This is a genomic window from Paenibacillus sp. FSL W8-0919, from assembly GCF_038003785.1.
Lineage (GTDB): Bacteria > Bacillota > Bacilli > Paenibacillales > Paenibacillaceae > Paenibacillus_AQ > Paenibacillus_AQ lactis.
Genome location: NZ_JBBOPV010000001.1, coordinates 2567790 through 2582322 on the forward strand (window position 1 = coordinate 2567790; position 14533 = coordinate 2582322).

Annotated in this window: 9 protein-coding genes and 2 tRNA genes; all 11 read left to right on the forward strand. The window is 52.9% G+C overall.

The window, feature by feature from the left end:
- Positions 1 to 111 precede the first annotated feature (111 nt).
- The 11 genes from NST44_RS11460 to pheT all read left to right on the forward strand — a co-directional run bounded on the left by NST44_RS11460 (position 112) and on the right by pheT (position 14344).
- A complete protein-coding gene (locus NST44_RS11460; RefSeq protein ID WP_251535495.1) occupies positions 112 to 891 on the forward strand; it encodes a SurA N-terminal domain-containing protein in 780 nt (259 codons plus the stop codon).
- 1603 nt (positions 892 to 2494) lie between these two features.
- Positions 2495 to 3571, forward strand: coding sequence for a 3-isopropylmalate dehydrogenase (gene leuB / locus NST44_RS11465; RefSeq protein WP_007127248.1), 1077 nt, complete (start codon positions 2495 to 2497; stop codon positions 3569 to 3571).
- A gap of 170 nt (positions 3572 to 3741) precedes the next feature.
- Positions 3742 to 4281 (forward strand): peroxiredoxin, encoded by a 540-nt coding sequence (locus tag NST44_RS11470; protein WP_007127249.1) that lies wholly within the window; start codon positions 3742 to 3744, stop codon positions 4279 to 4281.
- 274 nt (positions 4282 to 4555) lie between these two features.
- Positions 4556 to 4963, forward strand: coding sequence for a hypothetical protein (locus NST44_RS11475; RefSeq protein WP_007127250.1), 408 nt, complete (start codon positions 4556 to 4558; stop codon positions 4961 to 4963).
- Between the two features lie 335 nt (positions 4964 to 5298).
- Positions 5299 to 6447: an ATP-binding protein gene (locus NST44_RS11480; protein WP_040737782.1), complete on the forward strand. Its 1149-nt coding sequence runs from the start codon at positions 5299 to 5301 to the stop codon at positions 6445 to 6447.
- Positions 6448 to 6615: 168 nt separating this feature from the next.
- Positions 6616 to 7581 carry an aldolase catalytic domain-containing protein gene (locus NST44_RS11485; RefSeq protein ID WP_007127252.1) on the forward strand — a complete coding sequence of 322 codons (966 nt, stop codon included), beginning with the start codon at positions 6616 to 6618 and terminating at the stop codon, positions 7579 to 7581.
- Between the two features lie 171 nt (positions 7582 to 7752).
- Positions 7753 to 7826 (forward strand) — tRNA-Pro (locus NST44_RS11490).
- Between the two features lie 75 nt (positions 7827 to 7901).
- Positions 7902 to 7975, forward strand: a tRNA-Gly gene (locus NST44_RS11495).
- 521 nt (positions 7976 to 8496) lie between these two features.
- Positions 8497 to 10362, forward strand: coding sequence for a ribosomal protection-like ABC-F family protein (gene abc-f, locus NST44_RS11500; protein WP_340899482.1), 1866 nt, complete (start codon positions 8497 to 8499; stop codon positions 10360 to 10362).
- Positions 10363 to 10828: 466 nt separating this feature from the next.
- Entirely contained in the window at positions 10829 to 11863 is a 1035-nt protein-coding gene (pheS, locus tag NST44_RS11505) for a phenylalanine--tRNA ligase subunit alpha (protein ID WP_007127254.1), read from the forward strand.
- Between the two features lie 30 nt (positions 11864 to 11893).
- The gene (gene pheT / locus NST44_RS11510; RefSeq protein WP_340899485.1) at positions 11894 to 14344 is read left to right on the forward strand and encodes a phenylalanine--tRNA ligase subunit beta; all 2451 of its coding nucleotides are present in this window, start codon (positions 11894 to 11896) and stop codon (positions 14342 to 14344) included.
- Positions 14345 to 14533: the final 189 nt, after the last annotated feature.

Consider the following 14533-nt stretch of genomic DNA (forward strand, 5'->3'; position numbering starts at 1 on the left):
TAATAAAAACGATTACATTTCTATTGTAGCGCATGAACAGAGAAATGTAACCAAAGCGGTGCGGGTAACGTTAATAAAGGAAACGGAGGATTTTTATAAGGAGGGACGAGCATGAGTTCTCGTTGCCGAAACGCAATCCGCTTGCGAAAGCTCTCGTTATTTGGATTGGTGGCGGTATTACTTGCGATTAGCGCTTGTGACAATTCCCCTGCAGCCCAAACGGACGAGAACGCCCATAGAGCATTGCCGGAGTTGTCGGATGAGATACCCGCAATTCAAAATGCAGCATATACAGAAGGCACCAGGCGGTTGGTCCAGGATACTTTTGATTCGATCCAGACGATCCAGAATAAGATCCGGAATGAAGGGCTTCCTTGGATGATGGAGACGGAGGAAGTGCGTATTTCGCTTGCGGAATATGTCTTCACCCTGAAAACTAAAGAGCTGATCTATGCCCTAAATCAGTTGACCGTGAAACCTTCGGGCGAGGAGGTGCTGCGGCATATGATTACCGAGGCGCTGACCGTGCACCATGCAAAACAAATTGGAATCACCGTAACGCCGGAGGAAGTCAAGGGTATGATCGACATGCAGAGGCGTGCGATGAAGGGCACCGGCCCGAAAACATCCGCGGAGCAGCTGACCTTATACATTATGGAGCAGCGGATCCGAATCACGGGACTGAGCGAGGAGGAGTTTTGGAATAGCGAGGAGTTATACAGCGCGTACGAGGCGGCGATTTACATGAATAAGCTTATGGGACATATCCTTGCGGATGAAGACCTGAAAGGGACGGAAAGCTATGAGGCGCTTCAGGCGGAGCTTTATAAGGATTTCCGGAAAAAACATCGCATTAAAGTGCCCGATCTAAGCGAGTTGGAGACGCTATAACGGGCGGACAAGCAAGCTGGCGGCTCCTCCAGCTCGCTTGTTTTCCATGCTCACTTCTGGACCGGGTTATGGCTGCCAAAGCACGGCCAGCAGCCATAACACCTCGAATCGGCATCCGAAGTCCCCTGGTGTGCTGGTGAAGGACAGACAGGCAGCAGGCCCCATCGGAGCGACACCCGAATTCTCAGGGCGGCAGCTGAACCGAAGGTTAGAAGACGCTCCATCGCCGCAACACCGAAGGTCCCCAAGGTGGCTGCTGGGTGCAGCTCAGGCAGTCGGCCTCATCGAAGCAACACCTGAAAGTACCCAGGGTGGCTGCCTAAGCGGAGCCAGGCAGCCACCCCATTCCCACCCCAAGTGAGCCGAAGGGAACGCGGGCCCCCAAGAGCTTCGAAGCAGCGGAGAGGACGAATCGATTCCGGAAAAGCGGAGCGTTCGCCTTTGGAGCCGAATATCCACCGCTAAATATATAATCATGAAATTCGGCGACAACAGCGATTGGAGGAAGGATACGTACTCGGAGCAACCCCAGCAGCAGTCAAGATACATCATCCGAGCTTCCCCAGCAGCAAGCAGTGAGATACGCCATCGGGGGAACCCAATCAGGCAGCAGAGCTACGCATTGCCGCAAAACCCGAAGGTCCCCAAGGTGGCTGCTGGGTGCAGCTCAGGCAGTCGGCCTCATCGAAGCAACACCTGAAAGTACCCAGGGTGGCTGCCTAAGCGGAGCCAGGCAGCCATCCCCTTCCCACCCCAAGTGAGCCGAAGGGAACGCGGGCCCCCAAGAGCTTCGAAGCAGCGGAGAGGACGAATCGATTCCGGAAAAGCGGAGCGTTCGCCTTTGGAGCCGAAATTCCACCGCTAAATATATAATCATGAAATTCGGTGACAACAGCGATTGAAGGAACGATACGTACTCCGAGCCCCCCCAGCAGTAAGCAGTGAGATTCTAACCGGAGCAACCCTAACAGCAGTGGAGGAATCCCACCAGCAGCCAAGAAACATACTCAACTACGTCCAGTAAGTGGTCCACACATCCAAGCGACACCTAAAGTTTCAGGGCTGCCGAAGTGCAGCCAGGCAGTCGGCCCCATCGCCGTAACCCCCAATATTCCCCAGGGTGGCAGCCCAAGCGGAGCCAGGCAGCCATCCCCTTTCCCACCCCAAGTGAGCCGAAGGGAACGCGGGCCCCCAAGAGCTACGAAGCAGCGGAGAGGACGAATCGATTCCGGAAAAGCGGAGCGGTCGCCTTTGGAGCCGAAATTCCACCGCTAAATATATAATCATGAAATTCGGCGACAACAGCGATTGGAGGAACGATACGTACTCGGAGCAACCCACGAAACTCCCCACGAAACTCCCCACGAAACTCCCCACGGAACATCCCACGGAACTACCTAGGAACTCCCGTCGAAGCACCCTCCCCAGCAGTAATACCCCCGGTCACATCGTCAACGCGTTCCCTGCGGATCACTCCCCCACTTATAGGCAAAACAAATTAAGTTCATAGTTTCTATATCTTGGTCACCGTGAGGGAAGTATGTTACAACAGTAACTAGATGACTTTACGAGAAGCGTATTATAAATAAGGAGTGACTAACCGATGGCAGAAACGAAGAAAATTGCCGTAATCGCCGGGGACGGAATCGGTCCTGAGGTCGTGGCGGAAGCGGAGAAAATTATAAAGCGGACCGAAGAGGTCTTCGGATATTCCTTCACGACGGAGCACGCGCTGTTTGGCGGCATCGCCATTGACGAGAAAGGCACGCCGCTTCCGGAAGAAACGCTGAGCGTGTGCAAAAGCGCCGATGCCGTGCTGCTTGGAGCGGTAGGCGGTCCGAAATGGGACAACAATCCGAAGGAGCTGCGCCCGGAAACCGGATTGCTCGGCATTCGCAAAGAGCTCGGATTATTTTCGAACCTGCGTCCGGCTGTCATTTTTGACTGCTTGAAGGATGCCTCGACGCTGAAGCCGGAAGTGCTTGAAGGCACGGACCTGATGGTCGTGCGAGAGCTGACAGGCGGCATCTACTTCGGAGAGAAGTTCAGACGCGAAGGTGCCGGCGGCGAAGAAGCGGTCGATACCTGTGTTTACAATACGGCCGAGGTGGAGCGGATCGTGCGCCAAGCGTTCGAGATCGCCCAGAAGCGCCGCAAGAAGCTGGCGTCCGTCGATAAAGCGAATGTGCTGGAAACCTCCCGCCTCTGGCGTGAAACGGTCAACCGCATCGCGCCGGAATATCCGGATGTGGAGCTGGAGCATGTGCTGGTGGACAACTGTGCGATGCAGCTTCTGCGCCGCCCGTCCAGCTTTGACGTCATCGTGACCGAGAACATGTTCGGAGACATTCTGAGCGATGAGGCGGCGATGCTGACCGGATCCATCGGCATGCTGGCATCGGCATCCATGGGCGAAGGAGCATTCGGCCTGTACGAGCCGGTTCACGGTTCGGCGCCGGATATTGCGGGACAAGGGCTGGCCAACCCGATCGCGACCATTCTGTCGGTTGCGCTCATGTACCGCCTGACCTTCGGCTATGCCGATGCGGCGGACGCGATCGAACGCGCGGTAGCTGAAGTATTGGATGCTGGACACCGGACAGCAGACATTGCCGTCGATAAGAGCAAAGCGCTCAGCACTACGGAGATGGGCGACCTGATCGCGGCGGCCATCCGATAATCTGCTCACTGTTCAAGGAAAATTCTTATTTATAATAATTATAAAAAAGTAACCTCTATAATCTTGACTTTGCCAAGCCTCGATGATAACATTTCTAGTGAATGTTCGTGGGAACATAGATTTGTTACACATTTTAATATGTTCTACATATGTTAAGGAGGAATTCAATCATGGCAGAACGTTTGGTTGGTAAAGCAGCTCCAGATTTCACGATGGAAACCGTATCGGGAGACGGTAAAGATTTTGGGAAAGTCAGCCTGTCCGACTACCGCGGTAAATGGCTCGTATTTTTCTTCTATCCGCTCGATTTCACTTTCGTGTGCCCGACTGAAATCACGGCACTGAGCGATGCTTACGATCAATTCAAAGCATTGGATACCGAAATTCTTGGTGTAAGTGTTGACTCTATCCACAGCCACAAAGCTTGGATCAACACATCCAGAGACGCTAACGGTCTGGGAGCATTGAACTTCCCGCTCGCTTCGGACATCACGAAGAACGTAGCAAGAGACTACGGCGTTCTGATCGAAGAAGAAGGTGTTGCACTTCGCGGCCTGTTCATCATCGATCCAGAAGGCGAACTGAAATACCAAGTGGTTAACCACAACGACGTGGGCCGCAGCGTAGAAGAAACACTGCGCGTGCTTCAAGCGCTTCAATCCGGCGGATTGTGCCCAATGAACTGGAAACCAGGCGACAAGAACCTGTAAGCCTTTGTTGACATCCGAAAACCCTCATCATCTGACAATTTGTTCAGAAGATGGGGGTTTTTTTGACAGAGTGTTCGGGCCGGAAACAGGGAACACTGGTGTTTAGACAACTGTTATTTCGTTGATATATAATAGGGAAAACTAGTCTTCTCGTAACCAATTAGGCTTAAAGGCCCAAATTTTGTGAAGCCACCGAGGGTTGAAGGAATTACAGGGCGTGAAAGCGAATACAATATGGGAAACGGTGGAGAATTGATGGAGGAGGGTGAACGGTATGAGTTTTTGCTGTGGGGCTAGTATGATGGGTACAAAGGGTACACTTAAGCATTATCGCACTCAAGTACATAATGTTCCCCTGCTGCTGTGTCCGGTCTGCCATCGCGTTGAAGTACATCATCGCGTTGAGAACGAATATGAGATCCTTGCCGAATATGCTCATGGGGACGGTGCCTCCCAAGTAGATTTTCAGGATTATGTGATGGAAGATGAAGATGCGATTTTTGAAAATGTGGTCAACCGGGAATCGGAGGATCCTCTTACCGTTGTTCAAAGCCAGATCGATATGTCGCTGGATCTCCTCGCCGTTGCAAAATGGATGCAGGACGAAAAGTGGCAGGGTGAACTGAAACGGCGACTGGCTGTCATGAGCCAGCGAAGACTCCGCCTACAGAAGCAGCCGTAATCAGTGACCTGTATAAGCCTCGTTCTTCGGGGCTTTTTATTTTTGGTATATTTTGGGGTGTTTCAAATGTGAGGAAAATGGGTATAAACTTCTTATTGTTGTTTGAAGCAGAGTTAAACATACATAAGAGGCATGTCTTTAGTCGGAATATTGGTATTTTTATGAAGATATCCATTTTTCGACAGGATTTCTGATTGACGTTTCTTTCCCATGATGACTATCATGAAAGGAAGCAGATTCAGACTGCTAATGATTCAAAGACGGACAAACTGTTTTTTGCAACAATTGATTGTCGGTTTGGTGAGTTCAACTTTTCATGAAAAGGGGGAGCCATCTTGTTGAGTCAAATCCGTGAATCTGAGCTGCAGGCGATTCGGTCATTTCATTCGAGCCAGCTAATTAGGAACAAGTATGAGAACATACTGGAGAATCTCGACAGCGGGATCATCCTCTTTGATAGTGAGGGTGTACTTGCTTTTGTCAATGTTCAAATGGCAAAATTGCTTGGCGTACCCCGCAAATCGCTAACCGGTTGCACATTAACCCAGCTGCTGCGTCATAAACAGCTGTCCCGATTTAAGAAGAAGAAAATCCTCCGCATTTTCAGGGAGACCGTGTTCCATCGCAAGCGCTACCACGAGCTCGTGGACGAGTATGGTCGGTCGTGGCTCATCACGATGACCTATGGGGACCAGATGGAAGGGGATTTTTTAATCAGCGTCAAGGATGTTTCGGATTTCAAGCGAATTGAGCAGACAGCCTACCAGAACGACAAGCTTGCCATGCTCGGTAAAATCTCCGCCTCCATCGCCCACGAAATACGAAATCCGCTGACTTCGATCCGGGGCTTCATCCAACTGCTTCGCCCCCATCTGGTGAGTCTCGGCAAGGAAGAATATGCCCGGATTATACTGACGGAGATCGATCGGGCAAATGATATTATATACGAATTTCTGAATTCCTCCAAGCCATCCGCTCCGGAAACCAAGGTTGTAGCCGTATCCTCGCTGCTCAAGGAAGTCGTGCTTCTTACCGAGAGCGAGGCGCTGATGAAGGGCTGCCAAATTAACCTACATACAGAAGAGATGCCACCGGCGTTTATATCTGTCGATGTGAAGCAGATCAAACAGGTGATTCTCAACATTATCAAAAACGCCCTTGATGCAATCAATGAACAAAAGGTCGAGAATTTTACCGGCATGATTGATATTTCAGCCCGCGACAACGGTAAAAACATTAGCATCTGCATATCGGATAACGGGGCCGGCATGGATCAGAATACGCTGAACCATCTGTTCAATCCGTTTTTTACGACGAAGGAGAGCGGTACGGGACTGGGTCTGTCCGTCAGCTACAGCATTATTCGCAATCACGGCGGCTCGATTGCCGTGGACAGCCAGATCGGTGAAGGGACCGAGTTCGTGATCACATTTCCGAAGCTGGAGGCGACTGAGAGCCCAAAAGCATCAAATGTAAGGATATAACCCAATCGGAGCCAAGCTCCATAAGCAGAAAGCGGCTGTTCCGATGGAATGGTCTTTTTCTTTTTTCGGAAAAAAAGCTTTCTTATAATAGGGGGACTTTCTTCTTTACATTTCTCATCGGATTCAAGTATGATGAAGAGAAACTTGCCGAGAGGAGTTTAGCTTAGAATGATCAAGAGTAGTCAGACAAAGATTGTGGACTGCACCATTCGTGACGGCGGATTGGTGAATAACTGGGATTTTAGCGTTGAATTTGTACAGCAATTGTATGCGGGCCTGAATGAGGCTGGCGTGGACTATATGGAAATCGGTTATAAAAATTCGCCAAAGCTGCTGAAGGGCGCAGATCAAGCCGGTCCATGGCGCTTCTTGGATGATGATTTTCTGAAGGAAGTCATCCCGCATAAAGGCAAAACCAAGCTCTCCGCTCTCGTCGATATCGGTCGTGTGGACGAGGATGATATTTTGCCGCGCGAGGAAAGCCTGCTGGATCTGATCCGGGTCGCATGCTATATCAAGGATGTGGATAAGGCGCTTGCGCTTGTACAGACCTTCCATGATCGGGGCTACGAGACTACCCTTAACATTATGGCGCTCTCCAACGTAATGGAGAATGAACTGCTGGAGGCTTTTGAGCTGATCAAGGAAAGCGTCGTCGATGTCGTTTACATCGTGGACTCCTATGGAAGTCTGGATCATAAGGATATCGAATACCTCGTCAATAAATTTAAAACGCATCTGCCGAATAAGCGCCTTGGTGTGCATACGCATAACAACATGCAGCTTGCGTTTTCGAATACACTCGTTGCAGCTGACCTGGGTGTGGAGCTGCTGGATGCGTCCGTGTACGGAATGGGACGGGCTGCTGGCAATTGTCCGACGGAGCTGCTCGTCACCCATTTGAAGGGAACCAAGTACGAGCTTCGCCCGGTTCTGGATATCATTGAGCGCTTCATGATCCCGCTGCGGGAGAAGGAGGAGTGGGGTTACATCATTCCTTACATGATTACCGGTACGCTGGACGAACATCCGCGGTCGGCCATGGCGCTTCGGGCATCGGAGGACAAGGATAAAGTTGTAGATTTTTACGATAAGCTGACGACACCGGAAGTAACCTTCGACAAAAAGAAATAACAATCGCCCTAACATTCGGTGGCTATTGAGATGGATAGGCAGCAGCGAAACTCTTGAGGAGGGAAGCTGCTGCTTTATTTTCCGAGATGATAATTTCCATAAAATACATGTTGAAATTATGAATACAGCATGGTATATTTATTTTTGTCTTCACGACAGTTACTGGATTATCGGGACGTAGCTCAGCTTGGTAGAGCACCTGGTTTGGGACCAGGGGGTCGCATGTTCAAATCGTGTCGTCCCGATTGGCTTACGAAATAGGCCCCGCAAAAGTAATCGAATATGCTCTGAAGCATAGCGCCGCTTTTGTGGGTTGATATGCGGGTGTAGTTCAATGGTAGAACTCCAGCCTTCCAAGCTGGTAGCGTGGGTTCGATTCCCATCACCCGCTCCATACTTTAGCAGATAAGAACCCTTGAGATTCAAGGGCTTTTTTTGTGTCGTTTAAACGTGATGGTTCGCTTGCTGATTTCATGCTTGCCATTGACAACCAGATTTGTTACAATGTCGGTGAAATCAATTCCAAGAATGCGAGGTAACCATAGTCCGATGAAGTAAGATACCCTTTTCTCTGACAACTGCAATGATGTTGCAGGCGTTTCTCTACGGTGCTAGAGAAGAGATTTGGTGTGTCTGAAAAATGGGATTCGGGGTGCCTTTTTTTATTTTCTGATTTAAAGGACTTCATTCCGGGTTGATAAGCAATTCCCACCCACGGTCAGCGGGTTTCTATTCGGATGTTCGGCATCCGAACACAACAGCCTGTATTTTGACTAAACAGCGCATGCGCTGAATGCGGAGGAGTTGTCGTATCAACGTCCATTCATAAACACATCCGCATCTCTTTCTCGATGATCCGCCGTAGGCCATGGCCTGCGGTTTTTTTAATGGATTTTTCAGGGAGGATGAGGTTATATGACAATGATCTTAAAGGCTAAGGATATAGGAATGGAGCTGCAAGGAAAGCCGCTGTTCGAGGGGATACACCTGGAGGTGGCAGAGGGGGAGCGCATCGCCCTGTATGGACGAAACGGAATGGGGAAATCCACGCTGCTGTCGATCCTGGCAGGAGAGCGCCAGCCGACGAACGGAACGGTCGAGGCTGTACTGCCAAGGGAACGATGGGGCTGGATGCGGCAGCAGGATGAGCCTGACGAATCCGAGATGACGGCGCTCGAAATGGTTCGCAGCCGCAGCGAATCGTCCCTTTGGGAGCTTAAGCAGCAGCTTGCCGCTATAGAGAAGCAGATGCAGGCAAGTGACGCTGATGCTATGGATCGGCTGGTTGATCAGTACGGGAATCTGTTAGAGCGTTATGAGTCCGGTGGAGGCTTCCAGTGGGAGACTGAAGTCGAGAAGGCCATGACGATGCTCGGCATCGGGCCGGACGTATGGCCTGTCCCCTATAACGAGCTCAGCGGTGGACAAAAGACCAAGGTGATGCTGGGCGCTCTGCTCGTACGAAACCCCAAATTTTTGCTTCTGGATGAGCCGACCAATCATCTGGACAGCGAGAGTCTGGTCTGGCTGGAGCAGTGGCTTGTTTCCTCATATAAAGGGACCGTGCTGTTCGTATCCCATGACAGGGAATTCATCGACCGTGTCGCCACCACGGTGTGCGAGCTGTCCGCCACCGAGCTGCGGAGGTATCGGGGGGGATACACGGATTACCGGAGGGAGAAAGAGCGTGAGCTGCGTGAGCAGGAAACCCTCTACCGCAAACAGGAGCTGGCCCGCAAAGCGCTGGAGGAATCGATTCGCAGATATGAGGAATGGTTCCATAAAGCGCACAATTCGGCAGGGGATGGAGATGTCCGGATTACGGCTAGCTACTATAAAGCTAAAGCGAAGAAGAACATTTCGCGATACCATGCCAAGGAGAAGGCGCTCGAGCGGCTGGAAGCGGAGCGTGTAGATAAGCCGCGGAGCGATCCGAAGCTGAAAATGGAGCTGGAAGCGGAGAATATCGGTGCCAGAACCCTGCTGCGCGTGAAGGAGATGAGCTTCGGATTCGGAGACCGCCTGCTGTTTGACCGTTTCAGCTTTCAGTTGAACCGCGGGGATCGTCTCGCAGTCCGGGGGCCGAACGGAAGCGGGAAAACGACGCTGCTTAAGCTTCTGCTAGGCGAAATAACGCCGACGGAAGGAACCGTCGCCTGGCATCCTGCCGTCAAAATCGGGTACTTCTCCCAGCAGCTCGAAGGGCTGGAGGATGACATGACCTTGCTGGACAGTCTGCTTGCCATTCCTGGAATGACGCAGAGCCATGCCCGAACGCTGCTCGGATGCTTCCTGTTCCGCCGGGACGACGTCTTCAAGCAGATCGGTCAGCTCAGCATGGGGGAGAAATGCCGGACCGCCTTCCTGAAGCTGTATTTTAGCGGGGCCCATCTTCTGGTGCTTGATGAACCGTCCAACTATTTGGATGTGGATACACGCGAGGTGATAGAAGAGGTCCTCGTCCGCTTTCCGGGAGCGATTGCGCTCGTATCGCATGACAGATACCTGGTTCGCAAAGTCGCCAACCGGCTTCTGACTCTGCAGCCAGGCGGAGCTCCAGTCTGGTTCGAGGGGAGCGTGGCAGAAGAAGAGGAGCATATGGCCCGTGTCGGGGTGATCAGGGGAGATACCGACAAGGAGAATCGCAGGATGGAGCTGGAGTACCGGATTCAAGAGCTGCTTGGACTCTCGGCCGGAGAGGGTGGAGCCGAGCAGGCGGAGGATTGGCTCGCCGAAATCCGAACGCTCCGGAATGAGCTGGCCCGGCTGCAAGGTGAATAAGCGCGTGCCAATACGGGTAAACCTTCTTGTATAAGGCATTTCGGGTAAATGCAACTTGCCATATGTCGAAAGGTTGCATATAATATACCCTATAAATTCGATTTGCCATAGTGTTTAAATGCATGGATGGAGAAGAGTAGTCAGTGCTTCCGTACAGGGAAGAGATGCCGCAGATTGAGAGCGTCTCGATGGAATCAGGCTGGTGAAGTTCGCTCCGGAGCAGTTCCCTGAACACGGCAGAACGCCGTACAGTAGGGGATAACGGGTCCGATTCGTTACGTCGGTCAAGTGAGCATGTGTCCGCTTATATTAGGGAATGCCGGTGTGTTCAAGCCGCATTCTTAAGAAGCTGGTATGCTAACAAGGGTGGTACCACGGTCTTTTCGTCCCTTTCTGGGAGAAAAGGCCTTTTTTATTTGCAAGGAAAAAGGCAAGTACGAGTTCATGAAGGGGTGTGCGAACAGCAATGAAAGAGAAATTGGAAGCATTAAAGCAAGAAGCATTAGCACAGTTGCAGGACGTAAGCGATCCGCAACGCTTGAATGATCTGCGGGTGAAGTACCTCGGTAAAAAAGGAGCGCTGACGGAAATTTTGCGCGGCATGGGCCAGTTAAGTGCCGAAGAGCGCCCGGTGATCGGACAGGTGGCGAACGATGTCCGCGGAGCGATTGAGGAGGTCATCGCCAGCAAGCAGGAGGCGTTCCTCCAGCAGGAGACGGAGGAGCGGCTGCGCGCGGAGAAGGTGGATGTTACGCTGCCGGGAAGGAAGCTTGCGCAAGGCGCGATTCATCCGCTCAGCAAAGTCATCCAGGATATCGAGGACATTTTCATTGGAATGGGTTACCGCGTCGCCGAGGGGCCGGAGGTGGAGACCGATTATTTCAATTTCGAGGCGTTGAATTTGCCGAAAAACCACCCGGCGCGCGACATGCAGGACTCCTTCTATTTGACGGAGGATTTGCTGATGCGTACCCAGACTTCTCCAGTGCAAGCGCGGACGATGCTGGCGATGGAAGGGGAAGTTCCGGTTAAAATCATCTGCCCGGGCCGGGTATTCCGCCGGGACGACGATGACGCGACCCACTCGTTCCAGTTCCACCAGATCGAAGGTCTGGTCATCGGGGAGAATATCCGGATGAGCGACCTTAAGGGAACGCTGCTGCAATTCGTACAGGAAATGTTCGGGGAGAATACGCAGATTCGCCTGCGTCCAAGCTTCTTCCCGTTCACCGAGCCGAGCGCCGAAGTGGATGTGTCCTGCGTGAAGTGCGGCGGCAGCGGATGCCGCGTGTGCAAGCATACCGGCTGGCTCGAAATTTTGGGCTGCGGCATGGTTCATCCAAAAGTCCTGGAGATGGGCGGCTACGATCCGGAAAAATACAGCGGCTTTGCATTCGGCATGGGAGTCGAGCGGATCGCCATGCTGAAATACGGCGTAGATGACATCCGGCATTTCTTCAACAACGATACGGCATTTTTGAAGCAGTTCACGCGGATCTAACTTAAACAAGATAAGGGAAGTGAATACACAATGAGAGTTTCAACGGATTGGTTGTCCGATTATATATCGCTCGAGGGCGTTAGCGCCGAGGAGCTTGCCGGGCGGATTACGTCAGCCGGCATCGAGATCGACGTCATCGAGAAGCGGAATCAGGGCATCAGCAAGGTCGTCGTCGGCTACGTGAAGAGCAAGGAAAAACACCCGGACGCGGATAAGCTTAACGTCTGTGTAGTGGATGCGGGGCAGGAGGAAGACCTGCAAATCGTGTGCGGGGCAAAGAACGTTGACGCCGGACAGAAAGTGCCCGTCGCTCTTGTCGGCGCGAAGCTTCCGGGCGGCCTGGACATTAAGAAAGCGAAGCTGCGGGGCGTGCTGTCCCAAGGGATGATCTGCTCGGCCAAGGAGCTGGGCATGAACGATAAGCTGCTGCCGAAGGAGCTGCAGGAGGGAATTTTGGTGCTGCCTGCCGATACCGAGATCGGCAAGCCGATCGTCGATGTGCTCGGCTTGAACGATGAGGTGATGGAGCTGGATCTTACGCCGAACCGTTCCGATTGCTTGAGTATGCTCGGGGCAGCCTACGAGGTAAGCGCGATCCTTGGACGGGAGCTGAGCCTGCCAGAGCCGGAGAAAGACATCGTAGAGGTGCATGAGCGCGCAGCGGATCATATCGCAGTGACCATCGGCGCGAAGGAGCAGTGCACGCATTATGCAGCACGCTATATTAGCGGAGTTACGATCGCTCCATCCCCGTTGTGGATGCAGAACCGGCTGATGGCGGCAGGGATTCGCCCGATCAATAATATCGTCGACATTACCAACTACGTCATGCTGGAGTACGGACAGCCGCTGCATGCCTTTGATGCGGATCGCCTGGAGAACGGCGCCGTGCACGTTCGGATGGCCGAAGCCGGCGAGAAGATGGTGACGCTTGACGGCCAGGAGCGTACGCTTGCTCCTCATATGCTGGTCATCGCGTCCGGCGGCAAACCGGTGGCCCTTGCCGGCGTTATGGGTGGCTTGGATTCCGAGGTTACGGACAATACCGTGAACATTTTCCTCGAATCGGCCAAATTTGACGGCGGCACCGTCCGCAAAACATCCCGACAACTGGGGCTTCGCTCCGAAGCCAGCTCGCGCTTCGAGAAGGAAGTGGATCCTGCGGCAGTTATCCCGGCATTGAACCGGGCGGCCTCCCTGATGGCGAAATATGCCGGGGGCAAGGTGCATCAAGGAATTGCCGAAGCGGGATCAGCGGCGTCCGAGCCGAAGGTGATCACGCTCTCGCTCGAGAAGCTGAACCGCTATCTCGGTACCGATCTGTCGCTGCTGGAGGTGAAGACGATCTTCTCCCGGCTGCATTTTGCAAGCGGTGATGCCGCTCAAGGGCTGGTGGACGTTCAAGTCCCTACCCGCCGCGGAGACATTACGCTGGATGTGGATCTGATCGAAGAGGTTGCACGCTTGTACGGCTATGACAACATTCCGACCACGCCGATCGAAGGGCCGACCACGCCGGGCTCCCTTACGAAAGCACAGGCGATCCGCCGCTCGCTCCGCAAGCTGCTGACGCATGGCGGCTTCCAGGAGGTGCTTGGGTACTCCTTCATTCATCCGAAACAGGCCGAACGATTTACCGCGTTGGAGCAAGAGGGCAAAGCGGTCAAGCTGGCGATGCCGATGAGCGAGGACCGCAGCGTGCTTCGGACCAGCCTGCTGCCGCAGTTGCTCGATATTGCCGCTTACAACCTCAATCGCAAGCAGCCGGATCTTGCGTTGTTCGAAATCGGCAACCTCTTCCACACGCATGAGGAGGTTCTGACGAAGCAGCCGCAGGAGCGTCCGGTGCTGGGTCTGCTGCTGTCGGGCCGGACAGGAGCGAAGCAGTGGAATGTGCAGCCGGCGAAGGTGGACTTCTTCGATCTGAAGGGTGCGATCGAAACCGTGCTGGATTATCTCGGCATCGCCGCAGATCAGATCAGCTATGAGGCGAACCAGCCGGCCGGCTTCCATCCTGGCCGCTCGGCATCGGTATTCGTCCAGCATGGAGGCAACAAGCAGCTTCTTGGCGTGCTGGGACAAATCCATCCGAAGCTTCAGCAGGAGCTGGATTTGGAGGATACCTACGCTGCGGAAATATTGCTTGCCCCATTGTATGAGCTGACCAATGACCGGGTGGCTTACCGTGACTTGCCGAGATTCCCGGGTATGGAGCGGGATCTGGCCATCGTGGTGAATGAAGAGGTTGAGGCAGGCTCCTTGATTCAGGTCATTCGTGAGAATGCCGGTGAACTGCTTCAGCAGGTTCAAGTATTCGACGTCTTCACCGGAAGCAAGCTTGGCGAAGGCAAGAAGAGCGTTGCGATTTCCCTGATGTACCGTCATCAGGATCGGACATTGACCGATGAAGAGGTTGCTCAGGTAACCGAAAAAGCCGTAACGGCGCTTCAGCAAACTTTTGGCGCAGAATTGAGAAAATAGCAGGAATTGTGAAAGCCCGCATCGAATCCTTTACACATCAGAGATTCGATGCGGGCTTTTTGTGGTCGAGCCTAAGATCGCTTGGAAGCGATTGTTTCGATCCTCGGTCCCGGAAGGTGCAGCATGAGCGTTTCTTCGCAGCATTTTTGCGTAAGAGTTGCATCCGGACGCCCGTTCGGTAGATAATGA

Coding starts and splice junctions, on each gene's coding strand:
- abc-f (WP_340899482.1), top strand. CDS start 8,497: ATGACAATGATCTTAAAGGCTAAGGATATAGGAATGGAGCTGCAAGGA.
- pheT (WP_340899485.1), top strand. CDS start 11,894: ATGAGAGTTTCAACGGATTGGTTGTCCGATTATATATCGCTCGAGGGC.
- leuB (WP_007127248.1), top strand. CDS start 2,495: ATGGCAGAAACGAAGAAAATTGCCGTAATCGCCGGGGACGGAATCGGT.
- pheS (WP_007127254.1), top strand. CDS start 10,829: ATGAAAGAGAAATTGGAAGCATTAAAGCAAGAAGCATTAGCACAGTTG.
- NST44_RS11485 (WP_007127252.1), top strand. CDS start 6,616: ATGATCAAGAGTAGTCAGACAAAGATTGTGGACTGCACCATTCGTGAC.
- NST44_RS11470 (WP_007127249.1), top strand. CDS start 3,742: ATGGCAGAACGTTTGGTTGGTAAAGCAGCTCCAGATTTCACGATGGAA.
- NST44_RS11460 (WP_251535495.1), top strand. CDS start 112: ATGAGTTCTCGTTGCCGAAACGCAATCCGCTTGCGAAAGCTCTCGTTA.
- NST44_RS11475 (WP_007127250.1), top strand. CDS start 4,556: ATGAGTTTTTGCTGTGGGGCTAGTATGATGGGTACAAAGGGTACACTT.